The 24521-nt window shown below is 66.2% G+C and carries 18 protein-coding genes; 12 read left to right on the forward strand and 6 right to left on the reverse strand.

The window, feature by feature from the left end:
• Positions 1–18: 18 nt before the first annotated feature.
• The 3 genes from M9H71_RS10555 to M9H71_RS10565 form a co-directional block, all read right to left on the reverse strand.
• Positions 19–1746: a potassium channel family protein gene (locus M9H71_RS10555; RefSeq protein WP_455404979.1), complete on the reverse strand. Its 1728-nt coding sequence runs from the start codon at positions 1744–1746 to the stop codon at positions 19–21.
• Positions 1739–4018 (reverse strand): ATP-binding protein, encoded by a 2280-nt coding sequence (locus tag M9H71_RS10560; RefSeq protein WP_455404980.1) that lies wholly within the window; start codon positions 4016–4018, stop codon positions 1739–1741. Before M9H71_RS10560 ends, M9H71_RS10555 begins: the two co-directional genes overlap by 8 nt.
• 92 nt (positions 4019–4110) lie before the next feature.
• The gene (locus M9H71_RS10565; RefSeq protein ID WP_455404981.1) at positions 4111–5001 is read right to left on the reverse strand and encodes a hypothetical protein; all 891 of its coding nucleotides are present in this window, start codon (positions 4999–5001) and stop codon (positions 4111–4113) included.
• 423 nt (positions 5002–5424) lie between these two features.
• Here M9H71_RS10565 and kdpF point away from each other — a divergent pair, with 423 nt between their 5' ends.
• The 7 genes from kdpF to M9H71_RS10600 all read left to right on the forward strand — a co-directional run bounded on the left by kdpF (position 5425) and on the right by M9H71_RS10600 (position 13873).
• Positions 5425–5514: a K(+)-transporting ATPase subunit F gene (gene kdpF / locus M9H71_RS10570; protein WP_164604702.1), complete on the forward strand. Its 90-nt coding sequence runs from the start codon at positions 5425–5427 to the stop codon at positions 5512–5514.
• Positions 5515–5524: 10 nt separating this feature from the next.
• A complete protein-coding gene (gene kdpA / locus M9H71_RS10575) occupies positions 5525–7216 on the forward strand; it encodes a potassium-transporting ATPase subunit KdpA (protein ID WP_455404982.1) in 1692 nt (563 codons plus the stop codon).
• Positions 7217–7231: 15 nt separating this feature from the next.
• Positions 7232–9304: a potassium-transporting ATPase subunit KdpB gene (kdpB, locus tag M9H71_RS10580; protein WP_455404983.1), complete on the forward strand. Its 2073-nt coding sequence runs from the start codon at positions 7232–7234 to the stop codon at positions 9302–9304.
• A gap of 11 nt (positions 9305–9315) precedes the next feature.
• Entirely contained in the window at positions 9316–9933 is a 618-nt protein-coding gene (locus tag M9H71_RS10585) for a K(+)-transporting ATPase subunit C (protein ID WP_455404984.1), read from the forward strand.
• Positions 9933–12632 carry an ATP-binding protein gene (locus tag M9H71_RS10590; RefSeq protein WP_455404985.1) on the forward strand — a complete coding sequence of 900 codons (2700 nt, stop codon included), beginning with the start codon at positions 9933–9935 and terminating at the stop codon, positions 12630–12632. Before M9H71_RS10585 ends, M9H71_RS10590 begins: the two co-directional genes overlap by 1 nt.
• Complete coding sequence (locus tag M9H71_RS10595) at positions 12629–13333, forward strand: response regulator (protein WP_455404986.1); 705 nt, start codon at positions 12629–12631, stop codon at positions 13331–13333. Before M9H71_RS10590 ends, M9H71_RS10595 begins: the two co-directional genes overlap by 4 nt.
• Before the next feature lie 231 nt (positions 13334–13564).
• Positions 13565–13873, forward strand: coding sequence for a hypothetical protein (locus tag M9H71_RS10600; protein ID WP_455404987.1), 309 nt, complete (start codon positions 13565–13567; stop codon positions 13871–13873).
• A 142-nt stretch (positions 13874–14015) separates the two neighbouring features.
• Here the strand turns inward: M9H71_RS10600 and M9H71_RS10605 are convergent, their stop codons facing one another.
• Complete coding sequence (locus tag M9H71_RS10605) at positions 14016–15410, reverse strand: NAD(P)/FAD-dependent oxidoreductase (RefSeq protein ID WP_455404988.1); 1395 nt, start codon at positions 15408–15410, stop codon at positions 14016–14018.
• Complete coding sequence (locus M9H71_RS10610) at positions 15407–15814, reverse strand: nuclear transport factor 2 family protein (protein ID WP_455404989.1); 408 nt, start codon at positions 15812–15814, stop codon at positions 15407–15409. The genes M9H71_RS10605 and M9H71_RS10610 overlap by 4 nt, the downstream gene beginning before the upstream one ends.
• 211 nt (positions 15815–16025) lie before the next feature.
• On the opposite strand from M9H71_RS10610, the gene M9H71_RS10615 reads away from it, so the two are divergent.
• Both M9H71_RS10615 and M9H71_RS10620 read left to right on the forward strand, forming a co-directional pair.
• Complete coding sequence (locus tag M9H71_RS10615) at positions 16026–17537, forward strand: aldehyde dehydrogenase family protein (RefSeq protein ID WP_455404990.1); 1512 nt, start codon at positions 16026–16028, stop codon at positions 17535–17537.
• Positions 17534–18334 carry a sulfite exporter TauE/SafE family protein gene (locus M9H71_RS10620; RefSeq protein WP_455404991.1) on the forward strand — a complete coding sequence of 267 codons (801 nt, stop codon included), beginning with the start codon at positions 17534–17536 and terminating at the stop codon, positions 18332–18334. The genes M9H71_RS10615 and M9H71_RS10620 overlap by 4 nt, the downstream gene beginning before the upstream one ends.
• Before the next feature lie 105 nt (positions 18335–18439).
• Here M9H71_RS10620 and pdxR read toward each other — a convergent pair whose 3' ends face one another.
• Entirely contained in the window at positions 18440–19981 is a 1542-nt protein-coding gene (gene pdxR, locus M9H71_RS10625; protein WP_455404992.1) for a MocR-like pyridoxine biosynthesis transcription factor PdxR, read from the reverse strand.
• 239 nt (positions 19982–20220) lie between these two features.
• On the opposite strand from pdxR, the gene M9H71_RS10630 reads away from it, so the two are divergent.
• The 3 genes from M9H71_RS10630 to M9H71_RS10640 all read left to right on the forward strand — a co-directional run bounded on the left by M9H71_RS10630 (position 20221) and on the right by M9H71_RS10640 (position 24513).
• On the forward strand, positions 20221–21864 hold the full coding sequence (locus M9H71_RS10630; protein WP_455404993.1) for an amidohydrolase: 1644 nt from the start codon (positions 20221–20223) through the stop codon (positions 21862–21864).
• Positions 21861–22817, forward strand: coding sequence for a CobW family GTP-binding protein (locus tag M9H71_RS10635; protein WP_455404994.1), 957 nt, complete (start codon positions 21861–21863; stop codon positions 22815–22817). Before M9H71_RS10630 ends, M9H71_RS10635 begins: the two co-directional genes overlap by 4 nt.
• Before the next feature lie 88 nt (positions 22818–22905).
• On the forward strand, positions 22906–24513 hold the full coding sequence (locus tag M9H71_RS10640) for an ABC transporter substrate-binding protein (RefSeq protein ID WP_455404995.1): 1608 nt from the start codon (positions 22906–22908) through the stop codon (positions 24511–24513).
• The last annotated feature ends 8 nt before the right edge of the window (positions 24514–24521 follow it).

The following is a 24521-nucleotide window of genomic DNA, read 5'->3' on the forward strand; positions in this document are numbered from 1 at the left end:
CGGATCGGGCGCGGCGGGTCAGCGCCGCCGTCCGAGCAGCCTTTGCCGCCATCGTCCGGTCCTGTCCCCCGGCTCGAGCGGTTGACCGGAGACCCAGGCGGTCGCGTCCGGATTGCCGAGCATGCGTTGCTGCATCGTCTCGGCGGTCGGGGAGCCGACGCACAACAGCGTATCGCCGGGCTGCAGCACCTCGCCGTCGTCGGGCGTCTCGATCGTGGTCTCGCCGCGGATCAGGCGCAGCACGATCACGCGCCGCCGCTGCGGATGTGCGGCGCCTGTGTGGTCCGGGTCGACGCATAGCTCGGCGATCGTCAGCGGGCGCTGCAGCGTGCCGTCGCTGCCGATCAGTTTCGGGGCGTGTTCGGCATCGAGCATGGCGCTCCAGAACCGTGGCGTATCGTTGCCGAATGCGTTGCGCAGCCGCTCGGAGAGCGTGAACGCCCGCAACGCGTCCTGGCGACGCGCGGCTTCGAGAAAGTCGGCGAGCAGAGGCGTGCGCAGTGCCGTAAGGCATTGATTGGCGATGATCTCGCTCGGCACCATGGTGATGTCGGCACCGAGCTTGGCGAACAGCATGCGACTGGACCGCTGGTTCTGCCGGGCGATCACGAAGATGTCCGGCTTCAGCCGCCGCGCCGCCAGCGCGATCGCCAGATTCTCCGCATCGTCATCGGTGCCGGCCACGATGCCGGCCGCGCGGCCGATCGATGCTGCGTGCAGCGCCGCGACGTCCGAGCCGCGACCGTGCACGGCGTGATGGTGATCGACGAGCGAGCCGACCGGGTCGATCAGTGCCGCGGTGAATCCGCCGCGCTGCACGGCGGCGATGACTTCGCGGCCGAAACGGCCGTAGCCGCAGACGATCCAATGTCCAGGCGCGGCCGGCATCCGCGCCGGCGCGCTCGGAAACAGATAGGCGCCGGGTGCGCCGGTCAGCCAGGCGATCAGCCGATAGACGTCCGGCGCACGCATCGCCAGCGTCAGGTGGTCGGCGAATTCGCGGAACGGGTTGATCACCCGATGGGTGCCGAGCGAATCCATCGACGCGGCGGTCGCCTGGGTGTCGGCGCGACCGATCACCGGCACGCCGGGACGCAGGATCGAGGCGGCGATCGCGACGGCGAGATTGACCTCGTCGTCGTTGCACAGCGCCAGGACGCCCTTGCATTCGGCCTTCATCAGCCCGGCGGTGGTCAGCGTCTCCGGAGAGCGGGCGTCGGCGACCAGCGCGGGCGCTTTGCCGTTCAGTCCCTCGATTTCGAGCTGCTGCACGGCGCGTTCGTCCTTGTCGATCGCGACCAGCCGTGAACCGAGCTGGCGCAGTGCGTGCACCACGGTCATGCCGGTGTCGCCGAGCCCGCACACCAGATAGAACGGCTGATCGAGCTTCGCGACCGCGCGGCGAAACCGCCGGTTGACCTGCGTCTGCTGAAACGCCTTCTCCTGAACCAGGCTGAGAAACGAGCCGAGCAGCCAAGCCCAGCCGATCACCGACAGATAGATGATGATGGTGACGAAGACGCGCTGCTGATCGGTGAAGGGATGCGGCAGCTCGCCGAAGCCGATCGTGGTGGCCGTGTAGGTGACGAAGTAGAACGCCTCGAACAGCGTCATCCGCCACGGGTGACCTTGGGCGTCGACCCCGGGAATGAGCATCAGGCCGATCGTCGACAGCGCGAACACCAGCGCCAACAGCACCAGGGGCAGGCGCAGCCGTGAGAGCCCGAGCCAAACGACACTACGCATCGCTGCGCTCCTCGTCCGCTGCGAGCGTGAAATAGAACGTCGAGCCTTCGCCGATGCGGGACTGCACCCAAATCCGGCCGCCGTGATGGGCCACGATCCGACGCGCCATCGCGAGGCCGGAGCCGGCATTCTTGGACTTCTCGTCCTGCTGATCGACGCGGTGGAACATCTGGAAGATCAACTGCTGGTCGGTGTCGGCGATCCCGACGCCGTTGTCGCGCACATAGTAGCGCAGCGGCGTGCCGGCCTCGACGCCGATCTCGATCCAGCGCTCCGGCTTGTTGTTGTAGCGGATGGCGTTGCCGATCAGATTAGTGAAAACCTCGCCGATCCATTCGCGGTTGCCCAGCGCCGTGCCGAGCCGCATCGGCCGACGCACGTCGATGCGGTCTTCGGCGATCCGGCGGTCGAACGGCGCCAATGCTGCGTCGACCACGGCATCGAGATCGACCGTCTCGACAGCAATGTCTCTGCCGCCCTGGCTGCGGTCGAGCAGCGCATCGACCAGTTCATCCATCCGCTGCGTCAGCTTCAGGATCGTGGCGACCTGCTGGCGCCCTTCCTCATCCAGCACCTCGCCCTGGCGACGGCGCAGCGAGGTGGTGAGATGGTGGATGCCGCGCAGATGCTCCTTGAGTTCGGCGGAGGCGACATCGGTGTAGCGGCTGAGCTCAGAATGCGATGCATCCAGCGCCCGATTGATCCGCTCGATCCGCCCCTTGCGGGCCGCGACAATCTCGGCGATGGCGGCGGCGAGCCGCGTGGCGGCATCCTTCTCGTCGTCGCGCCACGGCACCGCGCGGCCCTGCACGCTCTCCTTCCACAGCGCGAAGGAGTTACGCGGCCGTAGCCGCTGCATCCCGTCCGCCTCGCTGATTTCGACCGGCTTGCGCGGGTCGCCTGCCCATTGCACGTCCTCGATCTGCTCGGGCCGCAGCCAGGCGATCAGGATCGGTTGATCGGGCAGTGGCCGAACTGCCAGCGCGCCGCTCGCCTGTTTGGCGATGGCTTGCGCGGTGGCGTCGAGATCCGGCAGCCGATCCGTGGCAAACACCGGTGTGGCGTGATCGAACAGCCAGTTTGTCAGTTCGAGCAGCGGCCCGGGGGCTGGTGTGTCGCCGCGCGTCGCTACGCCGCCGCCGGACAGCACGGCAACGCCGCCGGCATCGATCAGCGCGTTCAGCAAGTCGAGCGAGCCCGCCGCGCGCAACGCTGCACCGACATCGGCCTCGTTGGTCAGCAGGCGGATCAGTTCGTCCGCGGTCGCCTGCCTGGCGTTGCTCCGCTCGAACTGTTCGGCGTCTTCCTTCGCCGACATCAGCAGCGACAGCGTGTGGGCGAGAAATTCCGCCGCCATCCGCATCTGATGCGAGATGTGGCGCGGCGCGGCATGATGCATCGCCGAGATCAGCCCCCACAGCCGGCCTTCCTTCACCAGCGGCATCACCAGCGTCGACTGCACGCCCATGTTCTTCAGGTAGCCGGTGTACATCACCGAGACGCTGCGCAGGCTCGCGAAGCTCATGTCGACTGGCCCCGTCACCAGTGGCGACTTCGCCGCCAGCAGTGGCACCGGCGTATAGCCGACATCCGGCAGGTGCCGCACCCAGCTCAGCGCGAACAGCCGGCGTGCCGGCGCCGGAATGTCGGTCGCCGGATAATGCAGCCCGAGATACGGTTCGAGATCGTCCCGCCTGGCCTCGGCGATCACCTGCCCGCTGCCGTCCTCGGCGAAGCGGTAGGCCATCACCCGGTCGTAGCCGGTGAAGGCGCGGATCCGCTCGACCGCCAGATCGAAGAATGCCTGCACGCCCTCGGTGGCCTGCAGTGCCGCGAGATCGGCACGGACTTCCGAATACAGGTTCGACGTCGTGCCGGCGGCTTCCGGTTCCGCCTTTTCGAATTCAAGGATGATCAGGCCGCCGCAGCGATGGGCGAACAGATGCCAACCCTGGTCCGAGCCGAGAAAGGATTCGCGGGCGATGTTGACCGGGCCGCTGTCGAGCGGCATCCGGTGCAGCGAGCCGAGCAGTTCGTGCCAGCCCGCCCCGAGCACCGCGGCGATCGGCGCGCCGATCACCGCTTCCGGCGGCTTGCCGATGAACGCCGCGCAATTGGCGCTTGCGTGCAGCACCCGGTCGGATTGCTCGTCGACGGTGAGCATCGCGCCGTGCGGCTGGATCGCCTCCGGATATTGCACCAGCTCGCGGTCGCAGCTCGACAGGTCGACGTTCCTGGCGGTGACGATGCCGCCGCTGTCGGCTTCACCCATCCACGTCCTCACTCAGTCTTTCCGTCACCCGCTCGAGCGTCCGCCTGACGGCACAGCTTGTGACGGGACCCTAGCGGACGCTTTGACTCGGATCAGCGAGGCGGCAGATTTCGCGCAGCCTCCAAATGCGGCGCCAGCAGCTCAACGACCACCCGGCGCTTGTCGCGCATGATCTCGGGCTCGCCCATCTGGCCGACTTCGTGCAGCCAAGTGCCACACCATTGAAAAGGCCCGTCATAGGTGGCGAGGCCGTCGCGGTACGGCACGAATCGCGACGGGGATTGCTGCAGCTTGGCAAGGTCGAGCTTGCTGTAGAGCGGGCCCCAGTTGCCGCCGCCGGTATCGAGGCCGAGGAACCAGTCCTGGCCGAAGTCGAGCGGCAGATCGCGCACCGCGGAAAACCGCATCATGGTGAAGCCGGCCCACAAGAACCAGCGCTCGCTCGGTGGCTCGGTGGTGCGAACGTAGCCATAGACGTCCTGGGTGGCGAGCGGTGCGAACGGATTGTCCGGCGCGGTCGGGAATAGATCGTGGTCGAGCAGCCCGAACAGCTCCGGTTCGCCCGGCCGGATCATATTGTGCCAGATCCAGTTCAGCACGATGCCATGCGAGCGGCTGCTCTTCTGCCATGGATTTTCGGGCGCACGCAGATAAGGAACGCCGTGGGCGGCGGAGATCCGCTCGATCTCGGTGGCGCGATCGTCATCGGGCGAATTGTCGACCACGATGTACAGCGCACCCGGCACGAACAGCCGGATCAACGGTATCTGCAGATCGATCGCCTGCGGATCCTGATAAGCCACCGTGAACAGCGCGCGCCGGCCGGTGATCATCCTGGCCACCGCGGCGGGATCTCCGACCTTGGCGGGTTGCTGCCGATACCGCCGATCGATCCGATTGTACCGCGCGGTCTTCAGTCCCTGCGACAGCGGCCGCAAATGCGTCCAGTCGGCGAAGGTATAGTCGGAGAGCTTCTTCGGCACGGTGCGGTCTCAGGTCTGTCAAAGCCGGCGGGTGAGCCGGCGGATCGGCATGTCGCCTAGCCCGATGGTCTCAGCAGCTTCGCCCCGCCAAGGAAAGTCTCGGTTGCCCGCTTGCGCCAGTCCCGGGTGGCAGTTAGCCGCCGGTAACGAGAAAACGCTTTGTCATCAATCGTCTGGGGTTGGATTGCGGAGATAATCTAGCGGCTGGCAGGCGCATTGTCATCGGCACCGGCCTTATGCCGTCTTTATACCCGGTCGGGCAATTCCGCATCGTATCCTTACGCCCCACACCGTAGCTGCATCGTAGCCCGTTTTTCAGGAGGCTTCGATGCTGGACGTGCTCATGCTGCTGGTCGCTGCCGCGCTGTTCGCCGCGACGATCGGCTACGCCTACGCCTGTGACCGGATTTGATGGAGGCGGTGATGTCGTTCGACCTGTCGCTCGCCGCCGCGGTCAGTGCCGCTCTGTTGGTCTATCTGGTGGTCGCGCTGCTGCGCCCGGAAAAGTTCTGAGGAGGCGGCGATGACTCTGATCGGCTGGACCCAGATCATCCTGTTCTGCGCCATCGTCGCGGCGCTCACGCCGCTGCTCGGCGCCTATCTTACCCGCGTCTTCGACGGCCGCATCGCCCTGCTGCGCCCGGTCGAGACCGGGCTGTACCGCCTCGCCGGCGTCGATCCGCAGCGCGAGCAGCATTGGCTCAGCTACACCGTGGCGATGCTGCTGTTCCATGTGGCCGGCTTCGTGCTGCTGTATGGCCTGCTGCGGCTGCAGAGCCTGCTTCCGTTCAATCCGGCGGAGCAGAGCGCGGTAGCGCCCGATCTCGCGCTCAACACCGTGATCTCGTTCCTGACCAACACCAATTGGCAGAACTACGGCGGCGAGAGCACGATGTCCTATCTGACCCAGATGCTCGGCCTGACGGTGCAAAACTTCCTGTCCGCCGCGACCGGAATTGTGCTGGCCGTGGCGCTGATCCGCGGCTTCGCCCGCGCCTCGGCCAAGACCATCGGCAATTTCTGGGTCGACGTTACCCGCTGCACGCTCTACGTGCTGCTGCCGATCTCGATCGTGTTCATGATCTTCCTGGTTTGGCAGGGCATGCCGCAGACGCTGGGCCCCTACGTCGACGCGGCCACCGTCGAGGGCGGCAAGCAGACGCTGGCGCTCGGGCCGGTCGCCTCGCAGGTCGCGATCAAGATGCTCGGCACCAATGGCGGCGGATTCTTCAACGCCAACGCCGCGCATCCGTTCGAGAACCCGACCGCTCTGTCGAACTTCGTCCAGATTCTGGCGATCTTCGCGATCGGTGCCGCGCTTACCAACGTGTTCGGCCGCATGGTGGGCGACCAGCGCCAGGGCTGGGCGATTCTCGCCGCCATGGGCGTGCTGTTCGTCGCCGGTGTCGCTGTCTGCTACTGGGCCGAGGCTCACGGCACCGAGGCGATGCGGGCACTCGGTCTCACCGGCGGCAACATGGAGGGCAAGGAGACGAGGTTCGGCATCGCCGCTTCGGCGTTGTTTGCTGTGGTGACGACGGCGGCCTCGTGCGGCGCCGTCAACGCGATGCACGACTCGTTCACCGCGCTCGGAGGCATGATCCCGCTGATCAACATGGAGCTCGGCGAGATCGTGATCGGCGGCGTCGGCGCCGGCCTTTACGGCATGCTGCTGTTCGTCGTGATCACGATCTTCCTGGCCGGACTGATGGTCGGCCGCACGCCCGAATATGTCGGCAAGAAGATCGAGGCGCGCGAGGTCAAGATGGCGATGCTGGCGATCCTGATCCTGCCGCTGGTGATGCTCGGCTTCACGGCGATCGCGGTGGTGGTTCCGTCCGCGGTGGCGTCGATGGGCAACGCCGGTCCGCACGGCTACTCCGAGGTGCTGTACGCCTTCACCTCGCAGGCGGCCAACAACGGATCGGCGTTCGGTGGCCTCTCCGGCAATACGCCGTTCTACAACCTCACCGGTGCGATCGCGATGTTCCTGGGCCGGTTCTGGATGATCGTCCCGGCGATGGCGATTGCGGGCTCGCTCGCCGCCAAGAGATCCGTCGCGGCGACCGCCGGCACCTTCCCGACAACCGGACCGCTATTCGTCGGTCTGCTGGTTGGAACCATCCTGATTGTCGGCGGCCTCACCTTCTTCCCGGCGCTCGCGGTCGGTCCGATCGCCGAGCATCTGTCGATGCTGCAAGGCGTCGCCTATTAGTTCGGAGCAACGGTCATGAAAGTCTCGAAACTGCGCAAGAACTCACCATCGGCGACGATGCTGGATCCGGCGATCCTGCTGCCGGCGATCGGTCAGGCTTTCGTCAAGCTCGATCCGCGGACGCTGGTCAAGAATCCGGTGATGTTCGTACTCGAAGTCGTCACCGCGCTCGCTACCGTTCTGACCGTCCGTGACGCCTTCACGGGCGGCGGCGACATGCTGTTCGAATTGCAGATCGCAATCTGGCTCTGGTTCACCATTCTGTTCGCCAATTTTGCCGAGGCGGTCGCCGAAGGTCGCGGCAAGGCGCAAGCCGACACGCTGCGGCAGACGCGGGCGCAGACGACGGCCAAGCGCCTGCTGATGCCGGGTAACAACGAGCTGTATGAAGGTGTCGCGGCCGAGCGTCTCGAGGTCGGCGATCTGGTGCTGTGCGAAGCCGGTGATACGATCCCCGGCGACGGCGAAGTGATCGAAGGCATCGCCTCCGTCAACGAGGCCGCGGTCACCGGCGAGTCCGCACCGGTGATCCGCGAATCAGGCGGCGATCGGTCCGCCGTGACCGGCGGCACGACGGTGATTTCGGATCGGATCGTGGTCCGCATCACGACGGCAGTCGGCTCGTCGTTTCTCGACCGCATGATCAAGCTGGTCGAAGGCGCCGAGCGGCAGAAGACGCCGAACGAGATTGCGCTCAATATCCTGCTGGTCGGCCTCACCGTGATCTTCGTGGTCGTGGTCGACGCGATCCCGAGCTTCGCGACCTACGCAGGCGGTTCGATTTCGGTGGTCGTGCTGGTGGCGCTGTTCGTGACGCTGATTCCGACCACGATCGGCGCGCTATTGTCGGCGATCGGTATCGCCGGGATGGACCGGCTGGTGCGCTTCAACGTGCTGGCGATGTCGGGGCGTGCGGTCGAGGCCGCCGGTGACATCGACACGCTGCTGCTCGACAAGACCGGCACGATTACTTTCGGCAATCGCCTCGCCTCCGAGATCATTCCGGTGCCCGGCGTCAGCGACGCCGAAGCGGCCGAGGCAGCGCTGCTGGCCAGTCAGGCCGACGAGACCGCCGAAGGGCGTTCGATCGTGGCACTGGCGCGGGAGAAATTCGGGCTGTCGATCGATGCCGCTCCGTCGGACGCGACGTTCATCCCGTTCTCGGCGACGACCCGGTTGTCCGGCATCGATGCGGGCGGCCGCCGCTTGCGCAAGGGCGCGGTCGATTCGGTGCTGAAATTCGTCCGAGACGAATCCCGCGCCGATGTCGCCGAGCCCCCGGCGTTTCGCGCGGCGGTCGATCGTATCGCCCGCGCCGGCGGCACGCCGCTCGGCCTCGCGGAAGCCGGCCGGCTGCTCGGCGTCATTCATCTGAAGGACGTGGTCAAGCCCGACGTGAAGGAACGCTTCGCGGCGCTGCGGCGGATGGGGATCAAGACGGTGATGATCACCGGCGACAATCCGGTCACCGCCGCCTCGATCGCTTCGGAAGCGGGCGTCGACGATTTCATCGCCCAAGCGACCCCCGAGGATAAGCTGCGCTACATCCGTAGCGAACAGGCCAACGGGCGGCTGATCGCGATGTGCGGGGACGGCACCAACGACGCGCCGGCACTCGCCCAGGCCGACGTCGGCGTGGCGATGCAGAGCGGCACGCAGGCGGCGCGCGAAGCCGGCAACATGGTCGACCTCGATTCCGATCCGACCAAGCTGATCGAGGTGGTGGAGATCGGCAAGCAGCTCCTGATGACCCGCGGCGCGCTGACCACCTTCTCGATCGCCAACGACGTCGCCAAGTACTTCGCCATCATCCCGGCGATCTTCGTGGCGTTCTATCCGCAGCTCGGCGCTCTCAACATCATGGGGCTTTCGACGCCGCAAAGCGCGATCCTGTCGGCGATCGTGTTCAATGCGTTGATCATCATCGCGCTGATTCCGCTGGCGCTGAAGGGCGTGACCTATCGACCGGTCGGGGCGGTGGCGCTGCTGCGGCGCAATCTGCTGATCTACGGCCTCGGCGGCATCGTGCTGCCGTTCATCGGAATCAAGGTCATCGACCTCGCGGTGACCGCGCTGCATCTCGCCTGAAAGGTGACGCCATGTTGAAGGAAATCCGCCCCGCGCTCGTGACGTTCGTTGCCCTCGCCTGCCTGACCGGGCTTGTGTATCCGCTGGCCATGACCGGAATCACCCAAACGCTGTTTCCAGCACAGGCGAACGGCAGCCTGATCGAGCAGGACGGCCGGGTGATCGGATCGGCGCTGATAGGTCAGTCGTTCACCGAAGCGAAGTATTTTCACGGCCGGCTGTCGGCCACCACCGCGCCGGATCCGCAGGATCCCAGCAAAACCGTGCCGGCGCCGTACAATGCCGCCGCTTCCGGCGGCTCCAATCTAGGCCCGACCAGCAAGGCGCTGGCCGACCGGCTGGCGGCGGACGTCGCCGCAGCCAAGCAGGAGAACCCGAGCGCGCCGGTGCCGGTCGATCTGGTCACCACGTCGGGCAGCGGCCTGGACCCGGAGATCTCTCCGGAGGCGGCGTTGTTTCAGGTGCCGCGCATTGCCAAGGTGCGGAACCTGCCGGAGGCCGAGCTGCGCGCTCTGGTGGACAGCCGGATCGAAGGCCGCGACCTCGGCCTGTTCGGCGAACCGCGCGTCAACGTACTGAAATTAAACCTGGCGCTGGATAGATTGGGGCAAAATCGGCCGAGGACCTGATGTCCGTCACCGTCACTGCGCGCGCTTCCCCGGATGCCCTGCTGGCGCTCGCCAGCAAGGAAGGGCGCGGCCGGCTGAAGATCTTCGTCGGCGCCGCTCCCGGTGTCGGCAAGACCTTTGCGATGCTCTCCGCCGCCCGCAGCGAGCTGGCCGGCGGGCGCGATGTCGTCGCAGGGCTGGTCGAGACCCACGGACGGCGCGAGACCGAGCAGGTGCTGCAGGGGCTCGAGCAGTTGCCGCGCGCCCCGATCGTGTACCGGCATCGGGTGATGCGCGAGTTCGACCTCGACGGCGCCCTCGCGCGCAAGCCGTCGCTGCTGCTGGTCGACGAATTCGCCCACACCAACGTCCCCGGCAGCCGGCACCCGAAGCGCTGGCAGGATATCGACGAGCTGCTCGCCGCCGGCATCGACGTCTGGACCACGCTGAACATCCAGCACCTCGAGAGTCTCAACGACGTCGTGCTGAAGATCAGCAAGATCCGGGTCCGCGAAACCGTGCCGGACAAGGTGTTCGACCGCGCCGACGAGATCGTTCTGGTCGACCTGCCGCCGGACGAACTGCTCAAGCGCCTCGCCGAAGGCAAGGTCTATGTCCAGGATACCGCGGCCCGTGCGGTCGAGAGCTTCTTCAAGCCGCAGAACCTGACCGCGCTGCGCGAGTTGGCGCTGCGCCGCGCAGCCGAACGGGTCGACGCCGCACTGGTCGAGCGGATGCAGGCGCAGGCGATCGAGGGGCCATGGGCGGCGGGGGAGCGGATCCTCGCCTGCGTCGGCCCGGATACGGCGTCGCCCGGGGTGGTTCGGACAGCCAAGCGACTCGCCGATCTGATGGACGCGCCGTGGATCGCCGTCACGGTGGAGCGCTCCGGCGTCGGGCTCGACGCCACGTCACGCAAGCGGGTGGACACCGCGCTGAAGCTCGCCGAGAGCCTGGGTGCAGAGATCCACACCCTGACCGGCAACGATCTGCCCGACGAATTGCTGCGGTTCGCGCGGTTCGAGAACGTCACCCAGATCGTGATCGGTCGTTCCCGCGGCGGCACGCTGCGGCAATGGCTGCAACGCTCGCTGCAGCAGCGATTGATGCAGCGCTCGACCGACATCGCCATCCATCTGGTGCCATTGCCGGCGGACTCCGCGGTCCGGACGCCGCGGTCGCTGGTGGCGCGGATGAACGCCTCGACGCCGGCCCACTTCCTTTATGCCGCCGCTGCAGTGGCCGGCGCGTTGGTGGTCGGTCGCGGACTCGCCCAGGTGATTCCGGCGGCCAGCCTGTCGGCGGTGTTCCTGATGGCAGTGCTGTTCAGCGCGGTGAAATCCGGCGTGGGCCCGGCGATCTTCGCCTCGGCGCTGTCGTTCCTCACCTACAACTTCTTCTTCATCGCACCGCTCTACACCTTCACCATTGCCGAGCCTTACGAGTTGCTGGCGCTGCTGGTGTATCTGGTGGTCGCCGTGGTCGCCGCCACGCTGGCCGGCCGCCTGCGCGAGCAGGCGCGCGTCTCGGCGGGACGTGTCCGTGCGATGCGCCGGCTGTACGAGTTCACCCGGCGGTTGTCCGGGCTCGCGACGATGGATGCGATTGCCGAAGGTGCGGCGAGTGAGATCCACGCCAGTCTCGGCCGGTCTGTGATGGTCCTGTTGCCGCAGGGCGACGAACTGGTCCTGGCCGCGGCTTGGCCGCCGGAGGATTTGCTCGACGAGGCCGCCACGATGGCGGCGCGTTGGGCCTTCACCCATGCCGAGGCAGCCGGGTTCGAAACCGGGACGTTGCCGATCGTACCCTGGCGGTTTCTGCCGGTGCGTACCGGCGACACCACCTACGGCGTGGTCGGTGTGATGATGCAGGGCAAGGACGGCGCGGCGCTGGATTCCGAAGCGCAGGCGCTGCTCGATACGCTCACCGAGCAGACCGCGGCGGCGTTGCAGCGCGCGGCGCTGACCCGCGACATGGTCAGCGCCCGCACCGCGACAGAGACCGAGCGGGTTCGCAACACGCTTTTGGCGTCGATCTCACACGACTTCCGCACGCCGCTGTCGTCAATTCTCGGTTCAGCCACCAGCCTTCTGACCTATGGCGACAAGATCGACGCCAGCGCGACACGCGATCTGCTCGCCAATATTCGCGAGGAGGCCGAGGGACTCGACGAGATGGTGCGGAACCTGCTGTCGATCACCAGAATCGAGTCGGGGGCGCTGGAACTGCGGCGCGACTGGGTCGATCTGCGCGAGATTTCCGCGCGGGTGATCGCCGCCACCCGGCGTCGCGGCGCGGCGCATCATCTGGTCCTGGAGTGGCCGGCCGACGTTCCGCTGGTGAATGCCGACGCGGCGCTGATCGAACAGGCGCTCGGCAATATCGTTGCCAATGCGGTCGCCCACACGCCGCCGACGTCGAAGATCGTGATCGATGCCGAGGTCGAACCCGGCTGGGTGCGCCTGCGGATCACCGACGATGGTCCCGGCATTGCCGCGGCGGATCTGCCGCAGATCTTCGAACGGTTCGTGCAGAGCGCCTCTGCCAAGGCCACGTCCAATGATCGTGGCGGCGTTGGGCTCGGGTTGGCGATTGCGCGCGGCATCATGCAGGCTCATGGCGGCACGGTTCTCGCCGTCAGTCCGGTCGAAGCCGGTCGCGGCACCCGGATGGTCTTGAGCTTCGTGAACACCGCTGCGACCGAGGTGCAGACATCATGAGCGGTAAACCGCGCGCGCTGGTGGTCGACGACGAGCCGGCGATCCTTCGCTTTCTGAAACCGGCGCTCGAAGCCAACGGCTACGAGGTCGCGCACGCCGAAACGGTGACCGACGCCGTCAAGCACATCGCGTCACAGGCGCCCGATATTGTCCTGCTCGATCTCGGCCTGGCCGATGGTGACGGCAAGGAGGTGATCCGGCAGGTGCGGAGCTGGTCCGACCTGCCGATCGTGGTGTTGTCGGCGCGCGAGCGAGAGGCCGAGAAGATCGCCTCGCTCGACCTCGGCGCCGACGATTACGTCAACAAGCCGTTCGCCACCGGCGAGCTGATGGCCCGGATGCGTGCGGCGATGCGTCACCGGATGCAACGCCACGACGAGCCGGCCGCGCTGACCGTCGGCGGGCTCGAGATCGACGCGGTGCGGCGGCGGGTGACGCGTGGCGGCGCAGAGATCAAGCTGACGCCTAAGGAATTTGAACTGTTGGCGTTTCTGGTCCGTCATGCCGGACGGGTGGTCACCCATCGGCAGATCCTGGCGGCAGTATGGGGCCCGGCCCACACCTCCGACACGCAATATCTGCGGGTCTATATCGGCCAGCTTCGGCAGAAGATCGAAACCCGGGCCGACGAGCCGCAGATCATCCTGACCGAGCCGGGCATCGGCTACCGGATCGGTGCGGGGGACGAACCGCAACGATAAGGTTCCTGGATGCCGCAAACTGGACATTCCACGGCCAAATGTTCACGGAAAAATCGTTGTCTTCGTGGTTCCGTCGTCTCACGAATGCAAATTCGTCGCATTCGTGATTGACAATTACTGCATTGCGATAGACTAAAGTTTGCAGTGCCGCGCCCCTCGCTGCGGGGCCGCCACGGGAGCGCCGAACGCCTCCCGTTCAGATGGCAGCGGTCCAGGCAGAGGAGCAGCGCCTTGAATTTCCTGACTAAAGCCTTCTACCAAATTCCCGTCGTCGGCTGGCTGGTGAAGGACGCCAAGCATGGCAGCCCGGAGGCGCCGTATTTCTTCCTGTTCAACGCCGTGGTCGTCGGCGCCGCGCTGATCTACACCTTCGGTTATCCGCTGGTGATCACCGTGGCGGTGGCCGGTGCGTTCGCCGGGATCGCCGGCCTGGTGGTGCTGACGGCGGGCGATGCCTTCGACAAGCGCTCTTCGCAGCCTGTGGCCGATGTCCGCCGCGCCAAGACGGGGACGGTGCGCCCGCTCAAGAAGGCCGCCTGATCGGCTCACGGTTTCTCCGGCAGACGATGCCGGTTCAGCTTTGAAATCAAAAATCCCGGCAGGTCCGACCTGCCGGGATTTTTCGTGGTCGCTTATGCGCGCCTCAGGCTTCGCCTTCGGCCGCACTCACCGGGGTTGAGGCTTACGCCGCTTCGTCGCGGAAGTGATACCAGCGATACAACATGCGCTGGCCGATCCGGCGGAACGGCGAGAAGGTGTGGGTCGGCAGCGGCGAGGTGAAGATCGGCAGATCCTGACCTTTGAAACGCTGTCCGGCGATCATCTGCGCCATGCGGCGTCCCGCTTGGGCCGAATACGACACGCCGTTGCCACCATAGCCGAGCGCATAGACCAGTTTCTGGGCCGGGTTGGGCTGGAAGATTCGCGGCATCATGTCGTGGCTGACGTCGACCCAGCCCCACCACGAGTAGTCGATCTCGATCCCCTGCAGCGCCGGGAATTTGCGGTGCAGGCCATCGATCAGGAGCTGCAGGTGCTTCGGATGATCGGCGTCGGCGCCGGTGATCGACGAGCGGCTGCCGATCTGGATGCGGTTGTCCGGCAGCAGACGGTAGTAGTAACGCAGCGTGCGGGTATCGGTCAGCACCAGCTTGGTCTTGAAGCCGGTGGCTTCGAGTTCGGCCGGAGTCAGCGGCCGGGTGACGATCGAGTTCGACAGGATCGGCATGCACCGGCCCCGCAGCAGCGGCGTCAGTCCCGGGGCCGTGTAGGCGCCGGTGGCGATCCCGACCGCGCGCGCCTTCACGGTGCCGCCCGGAGTGCGCAGATAGAACGCGCCGCCCCGCTCGGTGATCTCGATCACCGGGCTGCCTGGATGCACGGTGGCCCCAAGGTCGCGCGCCATCTGCTGATAGCCAAACGCGAGCTTGGCCGGATGCACGCCGGTGCCGCGCGGCTCCAGCGTCGCGCCGACCGCCTCGGCTTCGTTGAGGTAATCACTCCGGAGCTGGCCTGCCGAGATCACCTTGGTCGGCTCGCCGAACACTTCGCTCAGCACCTTGGCCTCGGCCGAGATCTTCTCGAAATTGCGCGGACGGTGCGCGATGTAGAGATGACCGCCGCGCTGCGCTTCGCAGTCGATCGGGCTTTGCCGGATCAGTTCCTCGAAGGTCTCGAAGCCGTCGCTGATTTCGGCGTGCAGCTTGAGCGCGATGTCCTGCCCCCAGCGCGCGATCCATTGCGAGCGCGTCAGCCGGCCGGCGGCGTTTTGGCCCTGGCCTCCGTTGCGTGTGCTGCAGCCCCAGGCAACGCGATTGGCTTCCAGCACCGCGGCTTTGATGCCGTGCTCGCGCGCAAGGAACACCGCGGAGGCGAGTCCGGTGAAACCCGAGCCGACGATCGCGACATCGACGTCGATGTCGCGGCTGATCGGACCGTCGTCTTCGGGGAGCGGACCGCAGGTCGCCGTCCAGTAGGTCGGCGCATAGTCGCGATTGAGGCCGGGGCCTTCGCTGACGAGCGGATCGTAGTGCGGATCGTAGGAGGCGAGCGGCGGGGTCTTGATGGGCTTGTTCATGCCGATGCCCCCGTCGCCGGCAGCACCGGACGATCCTTACGGAACGCGCTCTTGGTGCAGATCAGCCCGTCGCGGAAGCCGAACAGGTCGACGCCCTCGGCCTCGATCCTGCCGCCGTCCTTGGTGGTCGCGCGGAAGATCCATTCGGAGATGCCGCGGTCGCCGAACACGGCGTGGCGGGTGCATTCCCAGCTCACATCCGGGAAGGTGGCGAACGTCGTCTCGAACGCGGCGCGGACATCGGCCGTGCCTGCGATGCGGCGACCGCAGGCTTCGGGACCGGCCGCTGCATCGAACACGATGTCGTCGGTCATTACGGCCATCACGGCGGCGCCGTCGTGGCGGTTGAACGCGTCGAAGAGCTGATGCAGCGTCTGCAATCGCTGAGTATCGAGATCGGACATGTCGATTCCATCATGGTGGGCGCGCGAGCGTTTCCGTGGTTGACGCGGACTCGCCGGCAGCTTCGTGCGAAGCGTGTCACGAGCCGCCGCTCGCGCCTTAGAACCAGATGGCGCGGTCTCGGCGGACCAGACGCGAAGCACTAGCGTCTGGCCCAATGGCTTGGGCCGCGCTGGACCTTCGCGTTGGAAGCCGGATCGCCAAGGTGGCGTGATGATCAACATCGCCACCCGCATCGATCCCGCCATCGCCCCCGCCGTGTCGGAGGTGATCTCGCAACTTCAGGCCCGTCACCTGATCGGCAACGCCTTGGTGCCGTCTGTCGGCGGCGCCACGCTCGACGTCGTCGACCCTGCGACCGGGCAAGTGATCGGCAAGGCGCCAGCCGCGACCGGCGACGATGTCGCCCGTGCGGTTGCGGCTGCGTCGGCGGCGTTTCCCGGCTGGGCCGCAACGCCGGCACGCCAGCGCGGCAAGCTGATCGCCGCCGCGGCGCGCGCCATCGCGGAGCAAAGCGACGTCATTGCCACCGTGCTGGCGCTGGAAACCGGCAAGGCGATCCGCACCGAATGCCGCGGCGAAGTCGCGACCGCGATTGATATCACCACGATGTATGCGGGCCTCGCCTCGGAACTGAAGGGTGAGACGCTGCCGTTCGATCCGCAGATTCTCACCTACACCAGCCGTGAGCCGCTCGGCGTCGTCGCCGCGATCCTGCCGTGGAACGTGCCGCTGGTGCTGATGATGCTGAAGATCGCCCCGGCGCTGGTGGCGGGCAACACGGTGGTGGTGAAAGCCTCGGAAGAGGCGCCGTATGCGACCATCGAAATGGCGCGGCTGATGGCGAAGCTGTTGCCCGACGGCGTGCTCAACGTCATTTGCGGCACCGGCCGTGACTGCGGCGCGGCCCTGGTCGAGCATCCTGCGGTCGCCAAGGTCACGTTCACCGGCTCGCAGGCGGTCGGCGAGCTGATCTATCAGATGGCGGCCAAGAAGATCATTCCGGTCAGCCTCGAACTCGGCGGCAAGAGCCCGATGATCGTATATCCGGACGCCGATCTGTCGCGCACTGTCGCCGGTGCGATCGCCGGCATGAGGTTCACCCGTCAGGGCCAGAGCTGCACCGCCGCCAGCCGGATCTACGTCCACGCCTCGCTGATCGATGCTTTCGTGGGGGCGCTCCGCGAGGCGGTGAGCAAGCTGAAGATCGGCGATCCGCTGGACGAGGCGACCGATATCGGCACGGTGATCTCGCAGCGGCAGAAGGCCAAGGTCGAATCCTACATCGATCTCGGCGCGCGCACCGCGGGCGCCAAAGTGGATCGCTGCGGCGAGCTGCCCGGCGCGGCTCATCTGAAGGACGGTCTGTTCCTGCAGCCCACCATCATCACCGGCGTGCCGGAGGATTCGCCGCTGATGCGCGAGGAGATTTTCGGACCGGTGGTCTGCGTGCAGCCATGGGACGACGAGGACGACGTCATCGCGCGCGCCAACGACAGCGACTTCGGCCTGGCCGCGACGGTGTGGACCAACGATCTGCGCAGCGCGCTGCGCACCGTGCAGCGGCTCGACGCCGGCTACGTCCAGGTCAATCAGAACCTCACCATCCAGCCGAATCTGAGCTACGGCGGCTTCCGCAAGTCGGGCCTCGGCAAGGAAGCGTCGCTGGAGGCGATGCTCGAGCACTTCACCAAGAAGAAGACCGTCGTCATCGATATGCGGTGACGACGACGATGCACGAGCTGATCGCCGAGGCGTCTGCGAGTTTCCTGTTGACGCTGCCGTCGCCGATGGCGATCGCCGGCGTGCTGAGCGCGGTCCTGGCGGCCGCGCTGCTGCGCGGCTTCACCGGGTTCGGCTTCGCGCTCGCCGCGGTTCCACTGATGGGCATGTTCATGCCGCCCGCGAAGGCGGTGCCGGTCGCCGTGCTGCTGCAACTGCTCGGCGGGCTCAATGATCTGCGCCGCAATCATCGCGACTGTCACTGGGCGTCGCTGCGTTGGCTGATCGTCGGCGCGGTGATCGGCTCGCCGATCGGGGCGCTGGCGCTCAGCGTTGCGCCGGCGCCGGTGGCGCGGATCGTGATTGCGACCATCACGGCGGCGGCGGTGGTGGTGTTGGGTCGCGGCTTTGCCATCGAGAAGATCCCGTCGCCGCCGGTCACGACCAGCGTCGGCATATTGTGCGGTCTGTTCAACGGCCTCGCCGCGATGCCGAGCCCACCGGCGATCGTGTACTACATGTCGGGGCCGTTCCGCGCGGTCGCGGTGCGCGCCTCGCTGCTGGTGTTTTTCCTTGCGACCTCGATCGCCGGTTTCACCAGCATTGCGCTGGTCGGCCTTGCCACCGTGAATGTGCTGTGGCTGGCGGCGATGGCGCTGCCGGTGATGGTGCTCGGCACCTGGATCGGCGAGCAGGGCTTTCGCCGCGGCAGCGAGCGGCTGCATCGCCGGGTCTCGATCGCCAGCCTCGGCGGCGTCGCGCTGCTCAGCGCCGCGAAGGGGCTGTCCGAGCTGTTGTGAGGCAGACGTGTCCCCGTCATTGCGAGGAGCGTAGCGACGAAGCAATCCAGCTCTTTGCTCGGACCTCTGGATTGCTTCGCTTCGCTCGCAATGACGGCGGTGTTCTTAGCCTTCGAGCTGCTTCGCCAGCACCTTTCCGAGCCGTTCGATGCCGACTTCGATGCGGTCGGTGCGGATCGAGGAGAATCCGAGCCGGAAGCAGTGCCGGCTCGCGGTCTCGTCCATCGAGAACACCGCGCCGGGCTCGATGACGACGCCCTGTTCGAGCGCGGCCTGAGCTAATGCGGTGGCGTCGATCGAGGTCGGGCACGTTACCCAAAAATTGGTCGAGCCCGGCCCTCGTGAGAAACTGCAGCCGGGAAGGTGCTTCGGCAGCAGATGGTCGAGCAGTTTGGCGCGCTCGAGCAGGACCCGTCCGACCTGGGACAGATGCGCCCGATAATGCCCGAGACCGATGAACAGCGCCGCGACGCGCTGATTGTTGAGCGGCGGATGTCGCAGCATCAGCCGGCGCAGCGCGCGGAGTTCGCGGATCACCGGAGCGGGCGCGACGACGTAGCCGAGCCTCAGACCCGGCGCCAACGCCTTCGACAGGCTGCCGACATAGAGCACGTTGCTGGCGCGATCGATGCTCTTCAACGGCGGCAGCGTTGCCGATTCCGGCATCAGTTCGCCTTCGTAATCGTCCTCGACCACCACCACGTCACCGGCTGCGGCGGCCTTCAACAGCTCCACCCGTCGCGGCAGCGGCATCGTCACCGCGGTCGGGCATTGATGGCTGGCAGTGACGTAGGCCAGCGCACAGCTCTGGAACGTGGCATCCGGCACCAGCCCTTCGGCATCGACGGCCAGCGGCGCCACGTTCGGCGTCAGCATCCGGAAGATGTTGCGGGCGTCCGGATAGCCGGGCTCTTCGATGCCGACCTTGGTCTGCCCGTTAATGAACAGCGTCGCGATCAGATACAGCGCGTGCTGGGCGCCGATCGTCATCATGATCTCGTCGGCGCGGGCATGGATGCCGCGTCGCGGAAGGACCTGAAGCTGCAATTGCTCGATCAGGGCCGGATCGTCGCCGTCGATCAGGTCGCGCGCCCAATTGTTGATCTCAGGCACGCTGAGCGCGGCCCGCGCGCTTTCACGCCAATCGTTGGTGGGAAACAGGCTCGGATCGAACTGGCCGAAGATGAACGGATAGGGATGGGTCTGCCAGTCGAGCGGCTTGACGATGTTGCGATGCGCCGACGGCTTGACCGCGAACCGATCGGCCCAGTGTTCGTCGCCGCGGCTCGTGGCTTCGCTGAGACCGGGCGGATCGGTGGCGAATTTCTTCGGCAGGCCGGCGACGAAGTAACCACTGCGTTGCCGGGAGACCAGAAAGTTCTGATCGACGAGTTGCTCGTAAGCGATCACCACGGTGTTGCGCGACACCTTGAGCACAGTGGCGAGGTCGCGGCTCGACGGCATCTTCATGCCGAGCGGCAGCCGTCCGTCTTCGATCGCGGTGACGATGATCTGGCGAATCTGCAATTGCAGAAAGGAGCCGCCGCGATTGAGGCCACGGAACAGTGCGCCCCAGAATAGTTCGTCTTTGCCTAATGCGGCGGCATCCGAGGAGGCAATTGCATCGCCGTTAGGCGTGCGTGCCACAGTGGACTCCCGGTATGTGAGCTGTGCTAGCTTTCCCAAGACGCGATACCCTCACTGAGGCGATGACGCGAAACCGCTGCGATTCCGAAGCATGAAGCCTTTACAAGGCGGTTGCAAGAACCGAGCCATCGGGGGTGGCGGCTGGCGCATGGCCCTGGCTCCATCCGTGCTTGGCATCTGGCGCTAGTGCCGACGGGTCGATCGCTTCACGCTCGCAGTCGCAAGCTTGGAGACTAAGCGTGACGCCCGAAACCGTCGTTTATTCCGCCCGCAAGATTATCACCATGAACCCGTCGCGGCCGAGCGCGACGCATGTTGCGGTGCGAGACGGGCGGATCGTCGCCACCGGTAGCACCGACGAACTGATGGTGAGCGGCGCCCGGCTCGATACACGCTTTGCCGACAAGGTGCTGATGCCCGGCTTCGTCGAGGGCCACAGCCACATCATGGAAGGACTGATGTGGAAGCAGCCCTATGTCGGCGCGTTCGACCGGCGGTCGCCGGAGGGCAAGGTCGTGTCGGGGGTGCCGGACATCGAAGCGATCGTTGCCCGGCTGCAGCAGGCCGAAGCTGCGATGCCGGACGACGGCTCGCCGCTTTACGCCTGGGGCTTCGATCCGCTGCACATCGGCGGCAAGATGCTGACCCGGCAGGATCTCGACAAGGTATCGACCAAGCGTCCGGTGCTGGTGGTCCACGCCTCGTTCCACATCAACAACGTCAACACGCTGACGCTGGAACGTGCCGAGCTGCTCCAGGCCACCAACATCTCCGGCGTCGTCGCGGGAGCCGACGGACTGGCCAGCGGCGAGCTGCAGGGCATTCCGGCGCGGATGCGGCTGTTCCGCGCGCTCGGCCACAACCCGCTCGCCGGCACCATCACCGAAGCCGACGTCCGGCGCTACGCGGCGTCGTCCTGCGTGCAGGGTGTGACCACCATCACCGATCTGCACAACGACCTCGCGGATCCGACCATCGAGGTCTATCGCAGCGTGACCAGCGCCGCTGACTTCGGCGTTCGCCTGGTGCCGGCGCTGGCCGCGGTGTCGCACACACCGGAGCAGGCGATCGCCAAGCTCGAAAGCTTGCGCGGCCATGCCGGCGACAAGCTGCATTACGGCATCGTCAAGCTGGTGGTCGACGGTTCGATCCAGGGCTTCACCGCGCGGCTGCGCTGGCCCGGTTATCACAACGGCGCTCCCAACGGGTTGTGGTACATCGCGCCCGAAGAGCTGCCGCGGCTGGTCGAGGCTTATCACCGTGCCGGTGTCCAGCTTCACATTCACACCAATGGTGACGAAGCGACCGAGGTTGCGCTCGATGCGATCGAGGCGGCGCAGGTCGCAGCGCCGCGCCCCGATCATCGTCACACCTTGCAGCACTGCCAGATGGCCAGTGCGGCGCAGTTCCGGCGGATGAAGAGCCTCGGCGTCTGCGCCAATCTGTTCGCCAATCACCTGTACTATTGGGGCGACGCTCACTACGAGCTGACGATGGGGCCGGAGCGGGCGGCGCGGTTGGATGCCACCGGCACCGCGCAGCGGATCGGGGTGCCGTTTGCGATTCACTCCGACGCGCCGGTAACGCCGCTCGCGCCGCTGTTCACCGCATGGTGTGCGGTCAATCGCGTCTCATCGAGTGGTCGTGTACTGGGGCGGGACACCGAAGCGCTGACCGTCGAGCAGGCGCTTGCTGCAATCACGATCGGCGCGGCCTATACTTTGAAGATGGATCATCTGGTCGGCAGCATCGAAACCGGCAAGTTCGCCGACTTCGTCGTGCTCGACGAAGATCCGCTCGCTGTGCCGGCCGAACGGCTGAAGGACATCGCCGTCTGGGGCACCGTGGTCGGCGGCATGATCCAGGAGGCGCCCCGCGCATGACGGCAGCATCCGCGACCATTTCAGTCACGGTGATCGGCGGCTTTCTCGGCGCGGGCAAAACCACCTTCGTCAACCATCTGCTGCGCAGCGGCGGTCCTCGCACCGCGGTGCTGGTCAATGATTTCGGCGAGGTCAACATCGACGCGACGCTGATCGCGAGCCACGACGGCACTACGATGACGCTGACCAATGGCTGCATCTGCTGCAGTATCGGCACCAGCTTCATCGATACGATGTGCAAGGTGGTCGACGCCGCCGTGCCGTTCGAGCGGATCGTGATCGAAGCCTCCGGCGTTGGCGATCCGTGGAAGATCGCCGAGATCGCGCTGATCGAACCGTCGCTCCGTCTCGATCAGGTGATCGTGCTCGCCGACGCCAGCCGGATCGCGCAACTGGTCGATGATGCGCGGGTCGGCGACACCGTGCGCGGCCAGTTCGAGCGCTGCGACGTGGTGCTGCTGAACAAGACCGATCTGGTCGATTGCGATGCTCTGGCCGCCGCACAGGCTGCGGTGCAGAGGCTGCGCCCGGATGTCCGCATCGTCGCGACCGCCCAGGGGGCGATGCCGACGTTGGCGGAGTTGGAAACGCCTGTCGCGACCAGCGGCTTTCGTGCCGACGCCGCTGAACCGGGGCCGATCGATCACGGCTCGACGTTCAAGAGCTGGGCCTACCGCCGTGCCGGTCGGTTCGACCGCAACCGGCTGGCTTGCGCGGTCGACAAGCTGCCGCCGCAACTGTTGCGCCTGAAAGGCTCCTGCCGCCTCGCCGGAGAGGACGACGCCAAGGTGTTTCAGATGGTCGAGAGCGTCTGGAGCCTGTCGTCCGCCGACACCGGCGTTGCGGAGCCCGGCATTGTGCTGATCGGCGTCGGCACGGCCGACCTGCCCGCGCCGGCCGAGCTCGATGCCATCCTCGATCGCGCGCTCGCGAGCGCAGGGGGAGCGTCGTGACAGCGGCTCCCTCGTCCGAACCCGACCGCGGCGGTCTCGCTTCGGTTTCTATGAGCCATCCACGCCTCTCGACAGCGGAGTCCCGACCATGAAGTTGACCAAGCGATCCTTCCTCGCCGGAGCCATCGGCGGTGCGGCCCTGATCGGTCTGCCATTCGAATTCACCGCGCGGGCCGCGGAAGGTGGCGCTGGCGGCACGCTGGTGATCGGGTCGACCCAGGTGCCGCGGCATTTCAACGGCGCGGTCCAATCCGGCATCGCTACGGCACTGCCGAGCACCCAGATCTTCGCGAGCCCGCTGCGCTACGACGACAATTGGAATCCGCAGCCGTATCTGGCCGAGTCCTGGGAGGTGTCGAAAGACGGCCTGATGGTGACGCTGAAGCTGGTCAAGAACGCCACCTTCCATGACGGCAAGCCGGTGACGTCGGAGGACGTCGCGTTCTCGATCATGACGATCAAGGCGAACCATCCGTTCAAGACCATGCTTGCCGCGGTCGAGAGCGTCGATACGCCCGATCCGCACACCGCGGTGATCAAGCTGGCGCATCCGCATCCGGCGCTGCTGCTGGCGATGTCGCCGGCGCTGATGCCGATCCTGCCCAAGCATGTCTATGGCGACGGCCAGGACGTCAAGTCGCATCCCGCCAACCTGAAGCCGATCGGTTCCGGCCCCTACAAGCTCACCGAATACAAGCAGGGCGATTACTACACGCTTGAGAAGTTCGACAAATTCTTCATCCCGGGGCGGCCCAAGCTCGACAAGATCGTAGTGCGGCTGATCTCGGATCCGAACGCGCTGATGGTCTCGGCCGAGCGCGGCGACGTTCATGTGGTCCCGTATTTTACCGGCGTTCGTGACATCGAGCGGCTCGAGAAAGCGCCCAATGTCGTCGTGACCGACAAGGGCTTCGCCGGCATCGGCGCGCTGAACTGGCTTGCCTTCAACACCAAGAAGAAGCCGCTCGACGACGCCCGCGTCCGTCAGGCGATCGGCTATGCGGCCAACCGCGACTTCATCGTCAAGAAGCTGATGGCCGGCAAGGCGATGCCGGCGACCGGCCCGATCGCACCGGGGTCGCCGCTCGAGGAAAAGAATGTCGAGCAGTACAAATTCGACATCGCCAAGGCCAACAAGCTGCTCGACGAGGCCGGGCTGAAGCCGGACGGCAACGGCGTCCGCACCTCGCTGACGATCGACTACATCCCCGGCAACGACGAGCAGCAGCGCAACGTCGCCGAATATCTGCGGTCGGCTCTGAAGCGGGTCGGCATCAATCTCGAAGTTCGCGCCGCGCCCGACTTCCCGACCTGGGCCCAGCGCGTCGCCAATTTCGACTTCGACCTGACAATGGACACCGTGTTCAACTGGGGCGACCCGGTGATCGGCGTCGATCGCACCTATCTCAGCTCCAATATCCGCAAGGGCATCATCTGGTCGAACACCCAGCAGTATTCCAACCCGAAGGTCGACGAGATCCTCGGTCAGGCGGCCAAGGAAACCTCGCCCGAGAAGCGCAAGGCCCTGTATTCGGAGTTCCAGAAGATCGTCGTCGCCGATGCGCCGATCTTCTACATCAACGCCACGCCTTACCACAGCGCCTTCGCCAAGGGACTCGCCAGCCTGCCGACGACGATTTGGGGTGTCGCCTCGCCGCTCGATGAGCTGCACTGGGCCACGCCGCCGAAGAACTGACCCGCACT

Source organism: Rhodopseudomonas parapalustris (genome assembly GCF_053772255.1).